The sequence below is a fragment of the Altericroceibacterium spongiae genome (genome assembly GCF_003610805.1).
GTDB lineage: Bacteria > Pseudomonadota > Alphaproteobacteria > Sphingomonadales > Sphingomonadaceae > Altericroceibacterium > Altericroceibacterium spongiae.
Genome location: NZ_RAPF01000002.1, coordinates 1 through 19,772 on the forward strand (window position 1 = coordinate 1; position 19,772 = coordinate 19,772).

A 19,772-nucleotide genomic window follows, 5' to 3' on the forward strand; every position below is an offset into this window, starting at 1 on the left:
GCCAATCTGGTCTACAACTTTGATCGCCTGATCTTCCACGAACGGCGTGCAGCCACTGGATAGCTGCGCCTGAAATCAGCCATCAGCCTGAAAAGCGATGAAGAAGGACCTGTGAAAGCCCGCCGCCGCCTCAGAAATGGCACCGCTCACGCCGCGAACGAAAACCGGCCAATCATACCACCAAACTCATGGTTATTGCGGGTGTCCACCTCGAACCGCGGCTTTGCGGAATGGGGCGACATCTTCGGTAGCCCCGTGGTCGCAACCGCGCTGCTCGACCGGTTGCTGCATCATGCCATCGTCGTCCAAATTGATGGATCGAGCTATCGCCCGCGCCGCCATGCCGACCTGCTGCCCGAACACATCAGGTCCAACGCCCTGATTACGCCACCTGCCCCCGCCGAGCCCCGCCGCCGCGGACGCCCACCCAAAAATGGAGGCGCCGCACAAACCACCTGATTACCCGAACCGCAAACTGGGGAATTTTACTTTGCCACTTCCGGGGAATTTTACAGTGCCGTTGACAGACGCCTTCTCCGAGCCGAACACGCCCGCCGCCCCTTCGAGCAACTGCGTGCGCCACGTCGTGATCTGGTTGGGATGCAGATCATAGTCGTACGCCAGCTCTGCCAGCATCTTTTCACCCTTGATCGCGGCAAGCGCCACCTTCGCCTTAAATGCCGGGCTATGATTGCGCCGGCGTCGTCTGCTCATTCTCTGCTCCTGTCTCGCAGCCCATCTGGCTGCTCTCAGGCAGAAAATTCAATTATCTCAGTGTGCAGATTCTCCAGACCACCGCTATTGATCCGCCGCTGTAGCCCAGACCGCGGATCAATAGCGGTCGGAAATGCTCGAAACCCACCGTGATAGCCAGAACCTTGAGCGGATCGTCGTTTTTGCTCAACCGGTCTAGGTGCTCCGCCAGCGAAAACAGGCCGCGTGGCGGCATTGAAACTCTCTATCCAATGTCTCCCCCAAATCACAATCCGCTACTCCAAGCGAGGGCTTATTGAGGGTGTGCAGCTGCTCATCCTATGTTGTTGCAGACAGTGTTAGCGATGAACGGCTCAGATACGGGATTACCTTCCTTGAAGGCTATGTAGAAATCATCCAGCGGAGGCATGTCTGCATGCGCAACGCCATGACCGCAGTTTCTTCTTCAGAGGCAGCACACAGGTGATGTGTCCCTCATTCGGTCCGATGCATGTTCTTAACTGACTACAGTTTACGCCGCTTTAGGGCCTTCTTTTCGTTGATCCTGTACTCCCGGCGAGTTCCGCGATGGAAGCCTTTGATGGCTTCTATAGCTTTGCTTGATTAATGTGTGTGGTCTTGTTGTTGCCGTTAAGAATGTGGTCCGTAATTCCCTCACTGTGATGATGACCATTTCCGTATCACAACATATTGCGCCTAGGCTCAGGCCCCATTAAATTGTTTGCATGAGGCATGATTGTTTGATTCAACGTTAGCGTCGAGGAGGCGCTTTCGATGGATGTTCCGTTTCTGCTGAGCCGTGCGCAGATGCGCCGGATTGAGCCGTTTTTCCCGCTGTCGCATGGTGTCCCGAGGGTCGATGATCGGCGGATCGTGTCGGGCATCGTCTACGTCATCAAGCACGGGTTGATGTGGCGCGATGCGCCCAAGGGCTACGGCCCGCACAAGACCATCTACAACCGGTTCATTCGCTGGAGCCGCCTTGGCGTGTTCAACCGCATATTCGCCGAACTGGCAGGCCAGGCCGAAGAGCCCGACGCGATCATGATCAACGCCACCCACCTCAAAGCCCATCGCACCGCCGCCAGCCTCTTAAAAGGGGGGCTGTTCCCAGACGTATCGGGCGCACCAAAGGCGGGCTGAACTCCAAGCTCCATGCCGTCTGCGATGGACTGGGCAGGCCGATCATCCTGCTCCTGACCGAAGGCCAGATGAGCGACCATAAGGGCGCAGTTCTCCTGTTTCCGAGCCTTCCCAGGGCCAAGGTGCTACTCGGCGGCAAGGGCTATGACAGCGACTGGTTCCGCGCCGCCCTCGAAAGCCAAGGCATCGATGTCTGCATCCCGCCCAAGGCCAACCGCAAGGTCCAGTACTACTACGACAAGCAGCTCTACCGCCAGCGCCACAAGGTCGAGAACATGTTCGGCAGGATCAAGGACTGGAGGCGCGTCGCCACCCGCTACGATCGATGTGCACACACATTCATGTCCGCCATCTCCATCGCCGCAACCGTCTGCTACTGGTTATGATCAATGAGTCCTGAGCCTAAGCAGTTGGAGCATGGTTTTTTCATCATTAAGAAATAAAAATACTTTACAAAAGCAAAATACGTAAAATAAATTTATAGTGTGATTTAAAAATTGCAATTGTGCTGGCAAGTTTAAATCTTTTGCGCAATATTTTTGTGGCGTTGCTGCAACAGGTGGGGGGCAATGATCACCTCAGCTTCAGATGCGCTTTACCCTTTGGATACATTGAGTTTTAGTCGTCCAATCATGTTGGGGTGGCCGTTTGTTGCAGGGGGCAGCGGGTTTCTCGCTAGGTAATCGTGCAAGGGCTATTCCAGCTTGTTGAGCGAGGCCGTCCATTGCGGGTGGCCTCACTAAAAAGGGACTGGAAAACGTGAAAAAATTTTCAAAAGCGCTGCATGGCAGCGCGGCTCCGCTGGCGCTCGTTCTTGGGGGAATTAGCGTTACAGGAATGGTGGCAGTACCTGCTGTTGCGCAGGATTACACTAATGTTTCAGCCACTGGTCGTGTGATTGGGACTGATGGGCAACCTATAGAGGGGGCAACTGTAACAATTGTTTCAAATGCTCAAGGTTTTAGCCGTACGGTAACAACGAACAATAATGGATCATATCGAATCCAGCAGATACCTCCTGGTAGGTATACAGTAACTGTGTCTGCACCGGGTTATGACAGCTTTACTGATCCAGACGTTTCACTCAATCAGGATGGGGCCGCTAACCAATATGCACTGGCGCCTTCAGGTGCTTTGGGTGGCGAAATCGTCGTGATGGCGGGACGGACTGAAGTTGTCGATTTTGACCGCACCACAACGGGCGCAGTTATCAATGTTGGTGAATTGGCAAGCCGCGTGCCAGTAGCGCGTGATTTAACGTCGATTATTGAGCTTTCGCCAGGTACGAGCCAAGGAGATGCAGCATTTGGTAATCTTGCCAGTGTTGGCGGTGCATCAGTTTCTGAAAATGCGTTTTACATCAATGGCCTTAACGTCACTGACTTCCGCAAAGGTCTAGGATCTTCCACGGTACCTTTTGATTTTTATGAAACTGTTGAAGTTAAAAATGGCGGTTATCAGGCCGAGTTTGGTCGTTCAACAGGCGGGTTTATTAATGCCACGACAAAGTCGGGGTCAAACGAATACCATGCTAGTATTCTTTTTAACTGGCAACCTGATGGGCTGCGTAGCGACAGTCCTAGTAGTCGAAACCCAGATGATGGCAGTTTAAGAATAGATAACAGCCTTGATAGCGAAAGCGAAAAAGATGTTGTCGTTCAACTGTCTGGTCCGATCATTAAAGATCGTTTATTTTTCTACGGACTTTATAATTTCCGTGACCGGGAATATGGTCGTGGTCTCGCATTAAACAGCCAATTTGAAAACAATTACTCGGATAGCCCGTTTTGGGGTGTGAAGGTCGACCCAGTACCCATTGATGGGCATCGCCTGGAATTCACTTATTTTGATACGTCCGGTGAGCGTACACTGGATAATTATTCGTATGATCCCGAAACGGATGACATAGGGGGATATGTAGGCTCAGAGCTCCAGGAATATGGTGGAAGCAACTATGTCGTGCGCTACACAGGGAACTTCACGGACTGGTTCACTCTTTCTGCTGCTTACGGGAAAAATAAGCAATCAGACAACGTTACGGCTGACGATACTTCTTTTCCTTATATCGTGGATTATCGCGAAAGGTCAGCAGGACAAGTCATTGGTAATTCAGTGAATCTGCTGGAAACAGGTGAGGATGAGCGTGAATTCTATCGTTTCGATGCAGATCTCTATGTAGATTTCCTTGGGTCTCACCACTTTCGCGCAGGGTATGATCATGAAGATCTAACTTCAAATAACCTTGTTTCATATACTGGAGATGCCGCATATTCTATTCTCAGCGGAAGTAGCGGCGACGTATATGCACCTGCAGGTGTTGACTATGTTAGTGTTCGTACTTTCCGTAGTGGTGGAATTTTCGATACCACAAATGAAGCCTTTTATATTCAAGATAATTGGTCACTGATGAACGATAGGCTGCAGTTGCAGCTCGGCTTACGCAACGATCGTTTTACCAACCGTGACAGTGAAGGTAATGCTTTTTACGAATCCGGTGATCAATGGGCACCGCGAGTTGGCTTTACATTCGACGTCTTTGATGACGGTCGGGCAAAAATATATGGTTCATTCGGTAGGTATTATCTCCCCATCCAGTCGAATACTAATGTGCGGCTGTCAGGACCTGAATTTGACCAAACCCGTTATAATCGTTTTGCTGGATTCGATTCCAATGGTGTACCGATATTAGGCGATCCTCTTATTGGGTTTACTGGGTCAGACACTTGCCTGGACACTGGTATCGACAACTGTGAAGTCATTTCGACCGGCGAGGCAGCGCCGCTGGACTCGGTTGTTGCTAAGAATCTTAAACCACAATCTAAGGATGAATATATTCTTGGTGGTGAAATGCGCGTGGGTAACCATTGGGTATTTGGATTATATGGCACCTATAGAAGCCTAAATGAATCATTGGAGGATGTTGCCGTAGATACTGCAGTGCGTAACTATTGCGCCGAGAACGGTTATGATACGGACGCCTGTAACGACACATGGTTTGGTTATCATCAATATGTTTTGCTTAATCCAGGCAGTGATGCGACCATCACTTTGTCGGATCCGCTTCCTGGTGAAACTGAAATACGCACTCTTGACTTGACGGCTGAACAGTTAGCCTTCCCGAAGGCTAAACATACGTACAAAGCGATTACAGCCACTTTTGAACGTGAATTTGACGGTGTCTGGGAACTGCAAGGCTCTTACACTTATTCGCAGACTAAAGGTAATATCGAAGGAGGGGTAAAGTCTGATAATGGTCAGGATGATGCAGGTATTACCACAGGCTTCGATGTTCCTGGCTTAGCACTTGGATCCTATGGCTATCTGCCAACTCATCGTGCCCATAATTTCAAGCTTTTTGGTTCTTACCAAGTCACTGACTGGTTTACTCTTGGTGGGAATGTCCAGCTTGAGTCGCCTCGTAAGTTCGGGTGTATTGGCCGCATTCGATCAGATCTCGATGAGATTGCTCCGCTGTATGGAGCAGAATCTTGGTATTGCCACGTTGATGGTAGTGGTAATGTTATTACTGATCCAGAAGCAGATGTGGATCGTGGTAATGGAACCACTCAAACACCTCGAGGTTCTCAGTTTGAAAGTGATTGGTTCAATACAGTAAACCTGACAGCAGTATTTAAATTACCGATAACGAGCTTTGATTCTTCTCTACGAGTAGACGTATTTAATGTCTTTAACTCGTCTGCTAAACTCGATTTTGAAGAACGGGGCACGCAAGATAATGGCCAACCACGTGCCGATTATGGTGTTCCATTAAGTTGGCAGACGCCTCGGTATGTGCGGTTTCAGCTGAAAATGGGTTTTTGATTCTCAAGAACTCAGAATGTTCTATTTTAAAAGGGGCCATGTTTTTGCATGGCCCCTTTTTAATTTATTCTACAGGCTGTAAATCTGACGCAGCAAAGTTTAAACGACGAAAGAGAATGAATCCTACCATAGTAAGGAAATATTGATGTGGGATGTGGGCGGATTACACCTTACTTCCGCCAAGCGTTTGATTGCCGTAGCTTTTTTAACGTTTCTTATTGTCGAAGGAGTTTGGTGCCGCTCTCCCGTTGCACCACGGTGGCAGAGCGCTGATTTTCAGGTCAGCAGAATTGTTTCGAGAGCAGTTTTGCCTGCAACAGAAGGGGATATGCATCTCCTTGGCGTATGGCAGTTAAGCAGTCGCGCGCGTAGCTTCGGGGGCTATTCCAGTCTTCTCGCTTTGCCTGACGGACGCTTCTGGGCATTTAGCGATTTTGGCTGGCGATTGGCATTTTCTCAACCAAGCCGTTCTTCTGGGGCGCCGGATTTGCAGAAGGTGCCAGGCGATCCGAAGCTGATCAAAAAGTGGCAACACGATATTGAATCGTCGACCCGGGATCCACAGACAGGCGACCTATGGCTTGGCTATGAGGGGATGAATATGATCCGGCGCCATTCTGCGACAAGCAACGAATGGGCCGCTGCCTTCCCGCCGGAAATGGAACACTGGCCGAAAAATAGTGGGCCGGAATCGTTGCAAAGGCTGGCCGATGGACGTTTTCTTGTTCTTTCGGAAGGTGGCACGGGAACGAGGCCTGGGCCTAGCGAAGGGTTGTTATTTGACAAGGACCCTGTTGCGGGAGGCGTACCGACCCGCTTTCGTCTTATTCCGCCGAAAGGATACCGTCCAACGGATCTTGCGCTATTACCGGACGGACGGGTTTTGATCCTGTTGCGCAAGCTGGATCTGCCTTTGCCTCCCTTCTTTCGATCGCGTCTTTTGATTGCGGATCCGGCAACAATTCGGGAAGGTGAGAACTGGAGTTGGCAGACATTGCTGGATTTCGCGCCACCGATCCCTGCCGAAAACTATGAAGGCATGGATATTCGGGATCTGGGAGGAGGGGCAGTCGACATCTGGATTATTGCAGATGATAATCAGGCCGCTCTGGAACGAACGTTGCTACTCAAGTTGCGCTGGAATATAGCTTTGCAAAATAACAGTTCGAGAGCGAAAGACCAGGCACACGAAAAGGCGCGAGGAACTTTCCCCACGCCATGATCGCTTTCAGGAACAAGCTAGGCGCGCGATGCACCTCTCAAAGCCTCAGGCGGCCGCGCCGGCCTTCTGCAATTCGCGCTTCACCTTGCGGGCACGCTGGGACAGCTTGGTATCGGATGTTTTCAGCAGCCAGTTGTCGAGGCCACCATTATGTTCAACCGAACGCAGTCCCTGCGTTGAAACGCGGAACTTAAAACTGCGATCGAGCTTTTCGGACAGCAGCGTCACGTTCTGCAGATTCGGCAGGAAAACGCGCTTGGTCTTGTTGTTGGCGTGGCTCACATTGTGGCCGATCTGGCGGCCCTTGCCGGTCAGTTCGCAGATGCGCGACATTGTCTATCTCTCAGTCTTCAATAAGCGGGCTTATTCGGAAAGTTGGCCGCTTAGCGAGCGCCGACCGAATCGTCAAGTTCCACTGTGGCATTGCAGCGGTTCACGCGAGCGATTAGCGCAGACTTCATGAAACGCTGGCCGCTTCCTTACCCAATGTATCGGGCATTGCAACTGGCGCGGAACGCTGCGTTGGCAGGTGAAGTGCCTGTTGGTGCGGTGATTACGCATGGGGATAAGATTATTGCAGAGGCATATAATAGCCCCCGCCAGTCTCATGACCCTACAGCTCATGCTGAAATTCAGACGATTCGCGCTGCGGCTGCATTTCTCGGGCAGGAACGGCTTGGCGATTGCGATCTCTGGGTGACGCTGGAACCGTGCGCAATGTGCGCCGGAGCTATTGTGCACGCCCGGATTGCCCGGGTTTATTATGCGGCAAGTGATCCTAAAGGAGGGGCTGTAGAATGTGGTGCGCGCGTTTTCGATCAGCGGCAATGCCTTCACCGGCCGGAAGTTTATGGCGGAATTGGAGAGCGAGAATCAGTGACGCTATTGCGCCAGTTCTTTGCAGAGCGTCGCTGAGTTATGCTGGTATGTCGTTCTACAATCCCCGCCAGATTTTGACTTTCGTAGAATCGGGTGCTCCATACCGTCTGACAGAGCATTTGCGGGGCATGAAATTCATCCCATAACACAGACGCATTTCTTCCAGCCATCCCTTCCGGTCTATGACGAGCCCGATATGTGATGGCTCCCAATAGGGATTTGCATCGGCAAAGATCTGGCGTATCTCTCCAGCGGTAAGGGAATCTGTTCGCGATAGCCGATCGAAATCGGGCCAGCGCAGACTATTCCAGAGAATCCGAGTTATTTTGAAATAGGTTTCAGGTGAACGGCTCATGCAAGTGCCATGTTTGAGCCATTCATGAGCCAGAAGCCGGGTGGAGGGCGTCATGCAAAGATTCCTGGCGGCTTCCTTTCTGTCCAACTTTGGGCGTGTGGCGCAATATTGAGGAAAGCCCTTATCACTTTCAGGCCATAGGCCATGTACGATGAAACCGAAGCGTCCAGCCTGGCCCGAACATTGCCGCCAGTATCTGTCGTCATCTTCATGCGCCTGACAAAACTCGGGAGACCAGCTTAGAGCCAGCGTATAACCGTTCACTCTTTTTGGGCGCGATGGCCCTTCCTGTTGCACATCGGGTATGGTGACGGGAGCATCTGGGATCCGGCACTGATAGGCTTGTGCTTCGGCCTGCTCTGTACCGGTCAAGGCGAGGAAGACCAACAATGTTGCTGTGGCTGTTCGGATCATGCCCCAGATGTTTCCTCCATTTCGTATCATTATGGACGAGAGGGCGGCATGTTCATAGCGGTGTGAAATCGAGTCCGATATCGGCAGCAGGGGCGCTCTGGGTCAGACGTCCCACTGAAACGTAATCGACACCGCTTGCGGCAATGTCGCCGATCGTGTCGAGCGTGACACCGCCCGAGGCTTCTATCTTTGCGCGGCCATCAATCAGTGTCACCGCTCGGCGCAGCATGGCGGAATCCATGTTATCGAGCAGGATATGATCGGCTCCGGCGGTCAGGGCAGGCTCAATCTGTTCAAGATGATCGACCTCGCAAATGACCTGCCGCACACCGGCATCGCGCGCGCGCTTCACAGCTTTGTCAACCGATCCAGCGACAAGAATATGATTGTCCTTGATCATTGCTGCATCCCATAATCCCATCCGGTGGTTCTGTGCACCGCCCATGCGAGTGGCGTATTTTTCGAGCAGGCGCAGACCGGGTATAGTCTTACGCGTGTCGAGCAGAATGGCGCTGCTGTTCCCCATGGCGTTTACATAGGTGCGGGTCATAGTAGCAATGCCGGAGAGGTGCTGAACGGTGTTTAGTGCACTGCGTTCGGCCGTGAGTAGTGCGCGCGCATTGCCCTGGAGGCGCATGAGTTCAGTTCCGGAACTGACCTCCTGACCTTCCTCGACCAGAACTGCAATTTCCATTGCAGGGTCCAGGTAACGAAAAAAGGCAATAGCGAGTGGTAACCCTGCCACGATGGTGTTGACGCGGCTATCCATAACGCCGGTAAAACGTGCATCAGCAGGAATGACGCTTTCTGCCGTTACGTCGCGGCCTCCACCGGGCCAGTTCGCGCCAAGATCCTCGGCCAGAGTAGATTTGATAAAAGCATCAATATCGAAGTGATCGAGCGTCCAGCCAGTCATTGCATCCTCCAAATAATGAAGGTTGCTTTTGCCGGAGCGAAGCGTCAGGTCAACGCTCCGGCGCATATGGTCAGTGGACGAAGCGGGCCACTACGTCTCGGTACGATCGGCTAACTTTTACTTCAGCACCGGATTCCAGAATTAGAAAGCATTCGCCATTTGTGTGGGGTTTGACCTGCCGCACCTGATCGAGATTGACGATGGTAGAACGGTGGACACGCTGGAAAATACGTGGGTCGAGGCGCCGTTCGAGATCTTTCATTGTTTCTCGCAGGATCAACGAATTATCGCCTGTATAGATGCACATATAATCGCCAGCGGCTTCGATATGTTCGATTGTGTCGACGTCAACGCGAAAAATTTGTCCGCGATCCTTAACATTGATGAGTTTTTCATAACGGCTGGAAGTGCCGCTTTCTTCTTCGTTATCGAGATTTTCGACAGCGTCTGGTGCTACTTCTGCCAGTACATCTTTGAGTTTTTCGGCTTCTTCGGCGGATCGTTTTTCGGTAATGCGTTGACGTACGCGTTCGAGAGTATCGGCCAGCTTATCCTCATCCACGGGTTTCATTAGATAGTTGACCGCATTGGCTTCAAAAGCCCGAATGGCGTGTTCCTGATAGGCGGTGACGAAAACGAAGAGGGGCGGTTCGATTTCCATTACGCCTTTCACCACGGAGAAACCGTCAAATCCCGGCATCTGAATGTCGAGAAATACGAGGTCAGGGCGCTCGGTTTTGATCGTGCGGATAGCTTCGCGGCCATTCGAACAGGTGGCGATCACTTCAACATCCGGGATGTTCTGAAGGCGGAGCTGAAGGCCCTGAATGGCCAGCTTTTCATCGTCGACGATAATAGTGCGAATAGTCATGCATTAAATCCCAAGGCCCGTGGTTTCGGGCATGGTTGTAACGGATGGGGTCGCTTTCGGTTTCGCAGAAACGGGGGAAGGGGTATCCTGCTCGGCTTCCTCGAAAGGAAGCTCGATAATAACCGTGAAGCCACCCTCGGGGGGCGTACGGATTTCGAAAAGATGGTCTTCGCCATAGGCTTGGGCGAGACGATCGCGAATATTGGCCAGGCCGACGCCTGTGGACACGGTGTTATCTCCTCCGGCAATGGCGGCAGGCAGATGGGCCCCTTGTGGCCGATTTTGCAATCCCGGCCCAGTGTCGGAAACGGTCACGCGAAGCCTTTGCCCGATGGGTCGAGCTGCAATGCTGATCCGCGCGCCTTCTTCCTGCGGGGAGACGGCATATTTGATAGCGTTTTCCACCAGCGGCTGTAGCAACATCGAAGGCAGGCAAGCATTGATTGCTGCAGGATCGATTTGGAAATCGGTACGCAGACGTTCCTCAAAACGCATCCGTTCAATTTCCAGATAGAGTTTCAGCGTTTCGACTTCTTGCGCCACTGTAACCTTGCCGCCGGGTTCGGTGACGAGCGTGTGGCGCAGAAAAGCGGAAAGACGGGTAAGCATCGCATTGGCGGCTTCGGTCTGTTTGAGCAGCACCAGCGTTGAAATCGAATTGAGCGTGTTGAACAGGAAATGCGGGTTGAGCTGATAGCGCAGCATGGCGAGCTGTGCACTCGTTGCCTGTGTTTCGAGCCGTTCCAGCCGATCAGCCTGCTCTTCGACCTGCAGGAAGAAATTGATCGCATAATAAAGCGCTGACCAGGCGCCAAGCAGCGTCATGTCGATATAGAATACACCGATGACAAGCTGCGCAAAGCTGGTGCTGCTGTTCGACTGGTAGAGGCTGATCGTCCAGCCGTTAATGAAGGCCGAAACCCAGACGGCCAATCCAAGGACGAATGCCGTTGCGCCCCAGGTAACGAGCGGGCGCTGATGAATCAGCTTATTATAGATGACAGAAAGGATTGTACTGACAGAAAAGCCGGTAACGGTGGCGATCAGCACCAGAACCAGAAAGGAAATTGGTTTTTCATTGGCGATGGAGGTCATCGCGCGCAGCAGCATTGCACCGCCCCAGCCAATCAGCTGCAAACGCCAGAACGCCCGATTTTTGTCTTTGAAAAAGGGGGTTGGGCGAAAAGGCAGCATAGCCATGGAATTACCTTTGGCCGCTCCGCCTCCGATCCGCATCCGGTTATTCTGCGTTCGGGATGTGCGCAAGGAATCGCGCTTCAGGATGTTGCGGTCTCCTTCGCCTTCTCGATGGCTTCAGCGAGCCGGTCTTTTCCTACGGCACCTGTCATCACATCATTCCCTACCACCCAGCTTGGGGTGCCATTAAAACCCAGTTGTTGAGCCAGCGCAGCATTGGCCTGCAATTGCTGGTCAAAAAGACCCTCGGCAATATCCCTACGGGCCTGATCGAGATCGACCCCGGCCTTGCGTGCCGCTGCTGTGATGGTTTCGTCTGACGGAGGTCCCATTTTGAACATATTATCATGGAATTGCGCATAATGTCCCTGTTTTGCGGCAGCGAGTGCCATACGGGCGGCGTCTATGCTTTTTTCCGTGAGGATCGGATATTCCCGCATCACCACTTTAAGATTGGGATTTTCTTTTATGAGAGCCCTCACATCTTCGACGCTATGACGGCAATATCCGCAGGCATAATCGCTGAATTCGACCAATGTGACGGTGCCGTCGGGATTGCCGAGAACGGCACCGGGGAACGGTGTTTCCAGTTCCCTCCGGAGCGGATCGAGCCGGGCCAGCGTATCGCGATGTTGCAGCACTTCAAAGGCTTCGGGCAGTACTTCAGGATGTGCTAGCAGATAGTCACGCGTGTTATTGCTTCCCATTCCGCTCCAGTCATATAGCGCTGCACCAGCGAAACCGCCTGCCAGGGCAAGAAGAAGGGTAACAGCCCAGAGCAAAAGCGGGGCAGGAGAAGATCTGTCTGTCATGATTTGGCGCTACTTGCGATTGCGTTGACGTTCAAGAATACTGCGTGCCTCCATTTCGACATCCTGGGCTCTGATCCAGTCGGCCGACCCGTCAGGAAGCCCTAATTCAGCCGCTTTGGCATTTTGCAGAGCCGCGGTCGGCTGATTAGTCATCACCAGTCGTTCTGCGCTTGCCAGGTGAGCGCGGGGCATGTCGCCCTTGGCGGCGTAAACGGTACCCAGCTGGTACCAGGCAAAGGGATTCTCCCGGTCACGCGCTACAGCTGCTCGCAGGACTTGCTCTGCTTCGTCAAAATGGGAGGAATCCTCGGTAGCGATCAACGCATGGCCGAAGGTGGCGGCGATCAAAGGTGTATTGCCAGTGATCTGAACGGCTTTGCGCAAAGGTGTAAGAGCATCTTCAGGGCGCCCGGATTCCAATAAAACCTGGCCCTTTAGCTCAAGAAAGTAGGGATCGTCAGGGTCCATTTGCAACAAAGCGTCGGTTTCGGCGAGTGCTTTATCGATCCGCGCTTCTTTATGGTAGGCATAGGCCCGCGCATAACGGGCAGGAATGCCGGTCATGTAGTCCGGATAGTCACGCAAAGTCGCAGCGGGTTTTGCCAAATAGCCGTAAAGCTTGGCTTTTACTCTCTCGAAACGCCGCTGCAAGTCGGGATCAGGTTGCTTGTTCCAGGCCGGATCTTTCTCAAAATCGGCTTGTAGCCGCTGAATACGATCACCGGTCAGAGGATGGGTGCGAGCAAATGCAGCGTCGTCATCCTGCCGATAGCCATAGCGAAATTCCTGATTTTGCAGAATTTTGAAAAAGGCAACCGATCCTTTGCCCGAAATGCCTGCCTTTGACAGATAATCCACACTGGCCGCATCGGCACTGGTTTCCTGCACTCGACTGAAAGACAGATAAGACCCCATTGCTGCCTGTTGCCCCATCGCCATGACCCCGGCGCCCGCTTCGCCAGCTCCGGCAGCCATGGCTGCAGCGCCCAGCAACATAGAAAGAATCGAGATATTGGCGGCTTTTCCCATTCCTTCAGAAGAGCGAATGACGTGGCCGCCCATGATATGGCCCAGTTCATGGGCCATCACCCCCTGAACTTCATTGGCTGTATCGGCCGCATTGATAAGTCCGCTATGGATATAGATTCTTTGCCCGCCCGCGACGAAGGCATTGATGGAGGGATCGTTAACCAGCACAATTTCGATGGACCCTTTCTTCAATCCGGCAGCTTCAGCCAGCGGATCGATCATGTCCTGAAACAGGGCTTCGGTTTCGGCATCGCGCAGAATCGACTGTGCAGCGACCGGCTGCACACTTAGTGACAAGGCGGCAATGACGGCAAGAAGGCTGGCAAGGATACGCATAGAGCAGGAGATTAGCGGTTCTGCCCCTGAATGGGCAATGAAGAACGGGTGAGTGCCAATCGATCCAAGCTATTGTGCAAAATGTTGTTCGATGCTTTCCACTTTTTCTACTGTCTTGACGATCTGTTCGGTTTCGCCACCAGGTGTGAAGCCTAGCGCTGAGAGGAATTGCTTTCCCACAGCATAGCTGCTTCCAAGCCAGAGCGGGATGTTGGACGCTTCGAGGCTGGATTGCGCACTGATTTCGGCGGGTGACAGGGCTTCGCCAGACGCTGTTCGGATGAATATGGCTGCGATTCTACCCGGGAATTGCCGGGCTGCATCGGCATATGCCGGGAGATCGTCCTGTGTATCGTCTCCAATCAATACGAAGCGCATATCGGAATAAAGGGCCAGAATGGCTGCGATAGAGGCGGTCTTGTGACGATGGTGCGCTCCCGCACCGAACGTCTTGCGATTGAATCCCCAATCTCGCAGCAAAAGCGGACCGAGCGGTAGTCTCTTCTCATTCATGAAAGCGACCAGATAGGAAAAGAGATTCCATGGAGAGGAAGAGATGTAGAAGAAGGGCCGATGCGTCGCGGGCATCTGCTTGCCTGTACTTTCAGCGTTGCCTGCGGGTAAAACACGGCCACCGCCCAAAGCGCCGTAAAACGCATCGGCTCCGGGAATTGCCAGCCTGTCATCCGGGAGTGTTGCGACCACATTTTGCCAATTGCGCATGATTGCGCGAAAACCACCTGTAATGCCGGTCTGGATCACTGTGTCATCAATATCGGATATAACAGCAAGGCGGGTTTGTGTTCCGGGTGCCAGAATATAGCCTTCGACACATTGGGGTTCGCGTCCGTCGATCCAGCGCAGCGCCACGATTTCCCACATCGGATTGCTCGGGAGTTCGCGTTCAGGCTGCAATGCAATGTCGAAATGGACATAGCCTTCGCGATCCGTCGTTGCGGTGTGACACTCTATGCCGCCATCCTGTCCTGAAAGTTCGAGCGTCACCTTGATATCGGGCACTTCCCTGGAAGCGAACTGCGCCAGCATGGTGCGGATGGCCTGCAGCCGGCCTTTTTTGTTGAAACCGGATTTGCCTGATCGCAGCGCCCGCGCGGAAATGAGCAGCCGATCCGAATTACGATAGCCGAGATAAGGTTGTACCCTGATAGGGACTTTGAAGATAGACCGATGCTCCTTTTGCAAGGACAGGACTTTACTGGGAAGTAACGAGCTTTTTTGCTGCTTGTTCCAGAAGGCTGTTCTCATCCGATAGCGGACCAAGCCATTCCACCTCGCCATTTGTCCCGCGGCGGATGATGACAAGAGCGAATTCAGTATCGTCCTTTAGCCATTCAGCAGGATCTGCCGGAGACAGAGCGCGGAGTTGTTCGCTCAGATGGGCCGGTAAAGACACGGTCGTTGTAAAGCTTTTCTCTGCTGTCGTGCGTGCTGGACCATCTGCCCAGTCTGCCATTGGAAGGGAGGCGTGACGAGCGGCTGTTTCCTCGCTGGTTGCAGCGAATGTCTCTCCGATCGCTTTCTGGATCGAATCGATCATCTGACTATTGGCCACCTCTTTCCAGTTAATGACTCCGAGAACGTGAGTCATTCGCCCGTCATCGTCGGCAAAAGGCAGCAGAATGCCACGATAAAGCAGCGTATATCCTTGAGGGCTGTTATACTCGGCTTCAAAACCGACAGGTGATTGCGTTGCAAGCAACTGAGGATAATGGTCCAGAACACAATTAAGCAGCGAATTTGTGGGAATATCGGCGGGTTTGTCGTACGTACCGGGTGCTATCCGGCATTCTTCCAGCAACTTGTTACCAATATAGAGAATTTGGGGGGATTGGCTTTTGTCCGAAACCTTCAGAATAACGCTGTGTGATTGGAAATCAGATTGAGTCTCGTAACCTAGATTACGGCTATGCGGCATGGTATGCCTGCCAAGCATGCTGACCCAGTGATTATAGGCACGTAGCTGAAGTCGTCTTTCACCGTAGCCTATGGCGGGAGGCAGGTTTTCTGTCCCCGTCTCATCCTCGCTCGGCGGGAAATTGCTGCTGGATGATGTGATCAAATCGCACTCCCGGCATTTTGTCCGCCATCAGCTCTCGCATGTTTTGCTAAAGAATTGGTAAAATCAGATGCTCTTCAGAGCATATAGCGCATGCGAATGGCTTGGTGGATCGGTTCATGTCCAACTTCGAAAGCGGCATCCTTGAAGCGTGGCGGGCCCATGAAGACTCTGGCATCTCGTGAAAAGCCAAATCCTTCCTTGGGCATCATGAAGAGGGCGCGGTCGGCTTTGCCATTCTCATTCTCGTCGTGCAGCAGGGCGATAGCATAGCGTCCGGGGGAAACATCGCGGAAGCTGAAATCTACCGTTTCATGTGCTGCGACGGACACTTCAATGGCCGCTTTGTCACTGCAATCGGGAAAGTGTTTTTCGTCGGGTGTGAGGCAAGCGCGAACCAGCCCCTTGCTGGAGCGAAGATTGGTCACAGTGACATTCACCGTAACCTTGTCACTTGCGTTTGGCAGAGGTGTTGTATTCCCTGTCAGCAGGGACAGGGCTGCCAGCAAGCTCAGGGTTCTGACAGACCGCGATCGGTTCCGCAAAGGTGATCCCAGAAACGGAAATAGAGGCCGTAATTGCATTGATATCGCTCATGATGGCGCTGGTGATGGCTCGCAGTTATCAGCCAGTGACCGAGATGCGAATGAACCAGCCAGCGTGGAAAGATTTCCCATCCCATATGGTTGGTGATTCCCATCACGGTCATGATCGTCAGAACAAGACCTAGCATGGAGACGTGAATGGGAATGAGGAGAACGAGAAAGGGAATAACAATAGCGCCGGTAAGTGCTTCGATAGGATGGAAACTCATAGCGGCCCATGCAGTTGGCGGCCGGCTGGCATGATGGACAGCATGGGCAAGACGAAACCAGCGTGGAATATGCATCCAGCGATGAGTCCAGTAAAACCAGGTGTCATGGGCGAAGAGATAAAGAAGCACAGACAAAGGAAGATACCATAGAGGATAGGCTGCCCAATCTTCATATATCCGTGTCCAGCCATATTGCTGCCACCCCCAAGCGATTATGCCAGCGGGAATCCCGTAAATGGCCGCAGAAAATAGTGACCAGCCAATCTCTCGCTTTATCTGAGATGACAGTCCACGATAAAGGCCGGGGCGTTTATACTTGGTTGCCCAGGCGAACGCGCCGCTTGCCAGCAAATAACGTAGACCGACAATGGTTGTCATGGCTACAGCAGACAAGCCAATAGTAGCCAGCATCGAAAGAGATGGTGAAGGCATAATACTTCTATGCCCTGTCCTGAGAATCAATCATAGAGACAGATGGCGTTAATTTTACACTCGCTCCTGCCCCCAGGGGCTGCATTCAGGGTCCTGTGCCACCAATTGCCGTCGAAGAGCGGCTCGGGCGAGACGTTCCACTTCCACTTTACGGCGAGCGGCAGGCAAGGGGTGGCTGGGGGCTGGCCGGACAATTTCTGCGTCGTAACCATCCGCGACGATTATTCCGCAGCATTCTGGCTGAAAATCATCCAGCTCCAATGGACTGCGATCCAGTTCAGGGGGGACGCCCCAATAGAAGCGGTCACAGAAGTCGAGATAATCCGGCCATTTGCCATCGCCCAGCAAATCGGCTCTGGCTGTCTTGATTTCGACAATCACGATGCGGCCCTTTGTGTCGATGCCCATCAGATCGGCCCGGCGGCCATTACGTAAGATCATTTCAGACATGCACCAGATATCATTCCGAGCAAAAAGCCGGGATATACCGCGTGCTACAGCGAGAGCCTTGCTGCGATCAGGTGTGACGATGTTTTCAGCGAGCATGGATGTTCGAGCCATAAAAATAGCATCGAACATAAGAAGAACATCGTCAAGATATTTGATGTGTTATTACGCTCTGCGTCGATCTGGTGGGGCAGGATCGTGGTCAGCGGTCATGTCATTCAACAGGGCGCATTCCACTTCGAGCTCATCCCATAATGCCCGGGCTGCGGGTCGAATCTCACCTCTTGCCTGATGAATTGCGAGCAAGGCTTGCAAGCCTTTTTCCATCAAAACGGTAAAATCGGCGATGCGATGGGTTGCTGCCTGTTGCCAGCTTGTCTTGTCGTTGCTGACCATGATTTGAAATGCAGTATGAGGAATGACTCGGCTCAATTCCGATGCGTGTCCGTCTTTGAGGCGCGCCGTCCAGCAGTGCAGCCCATCGTTTTTCCGTAGTTGGAGCACCGTCGATTCGGGTAGCGACTCTTTCAGCCGAAAATGGTGAAACCCCTTTTCCATAAGCTTCTAATGGCAGGTTTTGCTTGCCAAAAGGTGGTATATTATTGTGTTTTGGGAAATCGGCAGAGCGCTCAGACAGAAATCTGTATGGAGCCGGACGTTTTAGCTTGGCGTCGAGTGATGCTATTGCTAACCGGCGCGAGACGCACCCGTAGCTCAGCTGGATAGAGCGCTGCCCTCCGAAGGCAGAAGTCAAGCTGTTTTAAGGGTGGTGAATGGCAAGAATTATGTTGTAAAAACAGAGTTTTAGGCCGATTTTGACGGAAGCGGTATTTCGAGACAAAAGCGTCGCGGAAGCACCACGGAAGCAGTCGGCAGATTGACGATTTTCATGCCCCCAACTACGGGGGTCGGTAAGCACTCGTAGCTCAGCTGGATAGAGCGCTGCCCTCCGAAGGCAGAGGCCACAGGTTCGAATCCTGTCGAGTGCGCCAACTTTCTCCAATAAAATTAGCAATTTAGGACAAGTCCCGCCCGCTGCTTATTCTCCAGACTTGCTCACGGAAGCAGCCACGGAAGCAGCAATTTTCGAGAAATTCCTTTAATTTCAATGCGGAATCGGCGCGACAATTCTCGCTCGACGCGGAGCGCAATCGTGGCCCTTGGCCCGGTGGAAGTTTCGCGACTTCAAACGGAGAGTGGGCGTAGCCAATTGGCCAGCAAACGGTGCATTGGCTTCGCTATCCCTGAGGGTCACAATATCCGCTTCAGCGCCTGGTCTCCGCAGATCGGTCGCTATGCTTGCCTGAAATGGAAAATGGACCGTTCGGCGCGGAGTCGCGCTATTTGGATTTTCCGCCGCAATTGCGGGATTGACCGGTCGATCCGCTGCGAGCTGTCGATCTCCGGTATTATTGCCTAATTCTGCTGTGCCGCGATCTCGCCTTCGATATGATTGACGAGCGCGGTGATGTCGCTGGCGAACTGCCGGACGTAGCCGCGCGTGACCTCGTCCCTCGACGCGCCATCCTTGTTGGTCCCGTTCCGGTGAACACAGTCATGCCGCAGGGGCAAGGCCGTGAAGAGGCGATCCTTGATGGCCTCGTCGGGGAAAATATCGATCCGGGCCGCAATCCGGTAAAGCGCCTGCACCTTGGCGAGATTATGATAGAGGATCGCCTTCAGATGGAGCGCGACGCGCTTGAAGACCACATCCTCGTCCGTCAGGACTTCCACCAGCGTCAGCTTCTCGCCCTTCAGGTCTTTGTCCTGCTCCAGAATGCGTATCAGCGCATCGTCATTTGCATTGATGTAGTTGAGAAGAGTGTCGCCCAGATAGGCTTCGAGCGCACCGAAGGCATGGACAAATACCATCCGGTTGACCGTCGAAGGCTGCCAGTCATGTCCATGCTGGTCCAGCAGGCGCAGGGCATCGGCCAGGCTGTCCTTGAAGATCCCGTCCGGTCCGTCCGGTATATCGTTCCAATAGTCGTCCGGGTCGGGCGCGCGGTCGGAACCTTGTGAGCATGTAATGACAACGCCGGGATAGCCGCGAAAGGTCATCTCGACCTGGTTGTCGCGATTGATGACATCGACTTCCAGAAACGCATCGCAATGCGGACAGGCAAGGTCGATTTCTTCCTGCACCATGCGGTCGATCGCCTTGTCTTCACCCCAGTTCGGCGGTGAAACGGGGACAGTGATCTCCACCAGATTCCCGCACTCCGGACAGTTGAAGCCGATATCCGTTGAATAGTCCGCCATTCCCGTCCCTCAAGCCTCCGCCCGGTCAGC

Annotated in this window: 19 protein-coding genes, 2 tRNA genes and 1 pseudogene; 7 read left to right on the top strand and 15 right to left on the bottom strand. The window is 53.0% G+C overall.

The window, feature by feature from the left end:
- Positions 1-111 precede the first annotated feature (111 nt).
- On the top strand, positions 112-459 hold the full coding sequence (locus D6851_RS03495) for an ATP-binding protein (protein WP_274379039.1): 348 nt from the start codon (positions 112-114) through the stop codon (positions 457-459).
- Positions 460-534: 75 nt separating this feature from the next.
- Here D6851_RS03495 and D6851_RS03500 read toward each other — a convergent pair.
- A pseudogene (locus tag D6851_RS03500) lies at positions 535-714 on the bottom strand (transposase); the annotation flags it as partial.
- A gap of 774 nt (positions 715-1,488) precedes the next feature.
- Between D6851_RS03500 and D6851_RS03510 the strand changes: the two are divergent.
- The 3 genes from D6851_RS03510 (at position 1,489) to D6851_RS03520 (ending at position 6,901) form a co-directional block, all read left to right on the top strand.
- Positions 1,489-2,243, top strand: a protein-coding gene (locus tag D6851_RS03510; RefSeq protein ID WP_420797086.1) for an IS5 family transposase whose coding sequence is annotated in 2 segments (ribosomal slippage) — positions 1,489-1,821 and positions 1,824-2,243 — 753 coding nt in all. Because the reading frame shifts where the segments join, the coding sequence is not laid out codon by codon here.
- A gap of 373 nt (positions 2,244-2,616) precedes the next feature.
- Positions 2,617-5,679, top strand: coding sequence for a TonB-dependent receptor (locus D6851_RS03515; RefSeq protein WP_120323522.1), 3,063 nt, complete (start codon positions 2,617-2,619; stop codon positions 5,677-5,679).
- A 145-nt stretch (positions 5,680-5,824) separates the two neighbouring features.
- Positions 5,825-6,901 carry an esterase-like activity of phytase family protein gene (locus tag D6851_RS03520; RefSeq protein ID WP_120323523.1) on the top strand — a complete coding sequence of 359 codons (1,077 nt, stop codon included), beginning with the start codon at positions 5,825-5,827 and terminating at the stop codon, positions 6,899-6,901.
- Between the two features lie 45 nt (positions 6,902-6,946).
- On the opposite strand, the gene rpmB is transcribed toward D6851_RS03520, so the two are convergent.
- Positions 6,947-7,234 carry a 50S ribosomal protein L28 gene (rpmB, locus tag D6851_RS03525; RefSeq protein ID WP_120323524.1) on the bottom strand — a complete coding sequence of 96 codons (288 nt, stop codon included), beginning with the start codon at positions 7,232-7,234 and terminating at the stop codon, positions 6,947-6,949.
- Between the two features lie 126 nt (positions 7,235-7,360).
- Here rpmB and D6851_RS03530 point away from each other — a divergent pair, with 126 nt between their 5' ends.
- Entirely contained in the window at positions 7,361-7,816 is a 456-nt protein-coding gene (locus tag D6851_RS03530; protein WP_120323525.1) for a nucleoside deaminase, read from the top strand.
- A 19-nt stretch (positions 7,817-7,835) separates the two neighbouring features.
- Here D6851_RS03530 and D6851_RS03535 read toward each other — a convergent pair whose 3' ends face one another.
- The 12 genes from D6851_RS03535 to D6851_RS03590 form a co-directional block, all read right to left on the bottom strand.
- Complete coding sequence (locus tag D6851_RS03535; protein ID WP_120323526.1) at positions 7,836-8,549, bottom strand: ribonuclease T2 family protein; 714 nt, start codon at positions 8,547-8,549, stop codon at positions 7,836-7,838.
- A gap of 52 nt (positions 8,550-8,601) precedes the next feature.
- Entirely contained in the window at positions 8,602-9,465 is an 864-nt protein-coding gene (gene nadC, locus D6851_RS03540; protein WP_120323527.1) for a carboxylating nicotinate-nucleotide diphosphorylase, read from the bottom strand.
- Positions 9,466-9,535: 70 nt separating this feature from the next.
- Positions 9,536-10,336 carry a LytR/AlgR family response regulator transcription factor gene (locus D6851_RS03545; protein WP_120323528.1) on the bottom strand — a complete coding sequence of 267 codons (801 nt, stop codon included), beginning with the start codon at positions 10,334-10,336 and terminating at the stop codon, positions 9,536-9,538.
- A gap of 3 nt (positions 10,337-10,339) precedes the next feature.
- Positions 10,340-11,536 (bottom strand): sensor histidine kinase, encoded by a 1,197-nt coding sequence (locus tag D6851_RS03550; protein WP_120323934.1) that lies wholly within the window; start codon positions 11,534-11,536, stop codon positions 10,340-10,342.
- A gap of 77 nt (positions 11,537-11,613) precedes the next feature.
- Entirely contained in the window at positions 11,614-12,345 is a 732-nt protein-coding gene (locus D6851_RS03555) for a DsbA family protein (protein ID WP_120323529.1), read from the bottom strand.
- 9 nt (positions 12,346-12,354) lie between these two features.
- Complete coding sequence (locus D6851_RS03560) at positions 12,355-13,710, bottom strand: M48 family metalloprotease (protein WP_120323530.1); 1,356 nt, start codon at positions 13,708-13,710, stop codon at positions 12,355-12,357.
- A 69-nt stretch (positions 13,711-13,779) separates the two neighbouring features.
- On the bottom strand, positions 13,780-14,913 hold the full coding sequence (locus tag D6851_RS03565; RefSeq protein ID WP_238473927.1) for a phosphatase domain-containing protein: 1,134 nt from the start codon (positions 14,911-14,913) through the stop codon (positions 13,780-13,782).
- Between the two features lie 10 nt (positions 14,914-14,923).
- A complete protein-coding gene (locus D6851_RS03570; protein ID WP_147395423.1) occupies positions 14,924-15,790 on the bottom strand; it encodes a PAS domain-containing protein in 867 nt (288 codons plus the stop codon).
- Between the two features lie 74 nt (positions 15,791-15,864).
- The gene (locus D6851_RS03575; protein WP_338014728.1) at positions 15,865-16,215 is read right to left on the bottom strand and encodes a DUF2141 domain-containing protein; all 351 of its coding nucleotides are present in this window, start codon (positions 16,213-16,215) and stop codon (positions 15,865-15,867) included.
- An 83-nt stretch (positions 16,216-16,298) separates the two neighbouring features.
- Positions 16,299-17,012 (bottom strand): sterol desaturase family protein, encoded by a 714-nt coding sequence (locus D6851_RS03580; protein ID WP_120323533.1) that lies wholly within the window; start codon positions 17,010-17,012, stop codon positions 16,299-16,301.
- A gap of 75 nt (positions 17,013-17,087) precedes the next feature.
- Entirely contained in the window at positions 17,088-17,594 is a 507-nt protein-coding gene (locus D6851_RS03585) for an MmcB family DNA repair protein (protein ID WP_420797087.1), read from the bottom strand.
- 51 nt (positions 17,595-17,645) lie between these two features.
- The gene (locus D6851_RS03590) at positions 17,646-18,038 is read right to left on the bottom strand and encodes a hypothetical protein (protein ID WP_120323534.1); all 393 of its coding nucleotides are present in this window, start codon (positions 18,036-18,038) and stop codon (positions 17,646-17,648) included.
- A gap of 150 nt (positions 18,039-18,188) precedes the next feature.
- Between D6851_RS03590 and D6851_RS17690 the strand changes: the two genes are divergently transcribed.
- A tRNA-Arg gene (locus tag D6851_RS17690) sits at positions 18,189-18,340 on the top strand.
- A 55-nt stretch (positions 18,341-18,395) separates the two neighbouring features.
- Positions 18,396-18,472, top strand: a tRNA-Arg gene (locus D6851_RS03595).
- Between the two features lie 424 nt (positions 18,473-18,896).
- Here the strand turns inward: D6851_RS03595 and D6851_RS03605 are convergent.
- Complete coding sequence (locus tag D6851_RS03605) at positions 18,897-19,742, bottom strand: hypothetical protein (RefSeq protein ID WP_120323536.1); 846 nt, start codon at positions 19,740-19,742, stop codon at positions 18,897-18,899.
- Positions 19,743-19,772 lie beyond the last annotated feature (30 nt).

Bases quoted from the DNA above. Each gene is read 5' to 3' on its own strand.
- D6851_RS03560 (WP_120323530.1), bottom strand. From the start codon at position 13,710: ATGCGTATCCTTGCCAGCCTTCTTGCCGTCATTGCCGCCTTGTCACTA.
- D6851_RS03520 (WP_120323523.1), top strand. From the start codon at position 5,825: ATGTGGGATGTGGGCGGATTACACCTTACTTCCGCCAAGCGTTTGATT.
- D6851_RS03530 (WP_120323525.1), top strand. From the start codon at position 7,361: ATGAAACGCTGGCCGCTTCCTTACCCAATGTATCGGGCATTGCAACTG.
- D6851_RS03585 (WP_420797087.1), bottom strand. From the start codon at position 17,594: ATGGCTCGAACATCCATGCTCGCTGAAAACATCGTCACACCTGATCGC.
- D6851_RS03580 (WP_120323533.1), bottom strand. From the start codon at position 17,012: ATGCTGGCTACTATTGGCTTGTCTGCTGTAGCCATGACAACCATTGTC.
- D6851_RS03550 (WP_120323934.1), bottom strand. From the start codon at position 11,536: ATGGCTATGCTGCCTTTTCGCCCAACCCCCTTTTTCAAAGACAAAAAT.
- D6851_RS03555 (WP_120323529.1), bottom strand. From the start codon at position 12,345: ATGACAGACAGATCTTCTCCTGCCCCGCTTTTGCTCTGGGCTGTTACC.
- nadC (WP_120323527.1), bottom strand. From the start codon at position 9,465: ATGACTGGCTGGACGCTCGATCACTTCGATATTGATGCTTTTATCAAA.
- D6851_RS03545 (WP_120323528.1), bottom strand. From the start codon at position 10,336: ATGACTATTCGCACTATTATCGTCGACGATGAAAAGCTGGCCATTCAG.
- rpmB (WP_120323524.1), bottom strand. From the start codon at position 7,234: ATGTCGCGCATCTGCGAACTGACCGGCAAGGGCCGCCAGATCGGCCAC.
- D6851_RS03535 (WP_120323526.1), bottom strand. From the start codon at position 8,549: ATGATCCGAACAGCCACAGCAACATTGTTGGTCTTCCTCGCCTTGACC.
- D6851_RS03590 (WP_120323534.1), bottom strand. From the start codon at position 18,038: ATGGAAAAGGGGTTTCACCATTTTCGGCTGAAAGAGTCGCTACCCGAA.
- D6851_RS03605 (WP_120323536.1), bottom strand. From the start codon at position 19,742: ATGGCGGACTATTCAACGGATATCGGCTTCAACTGTCCGGAGTGCGGG.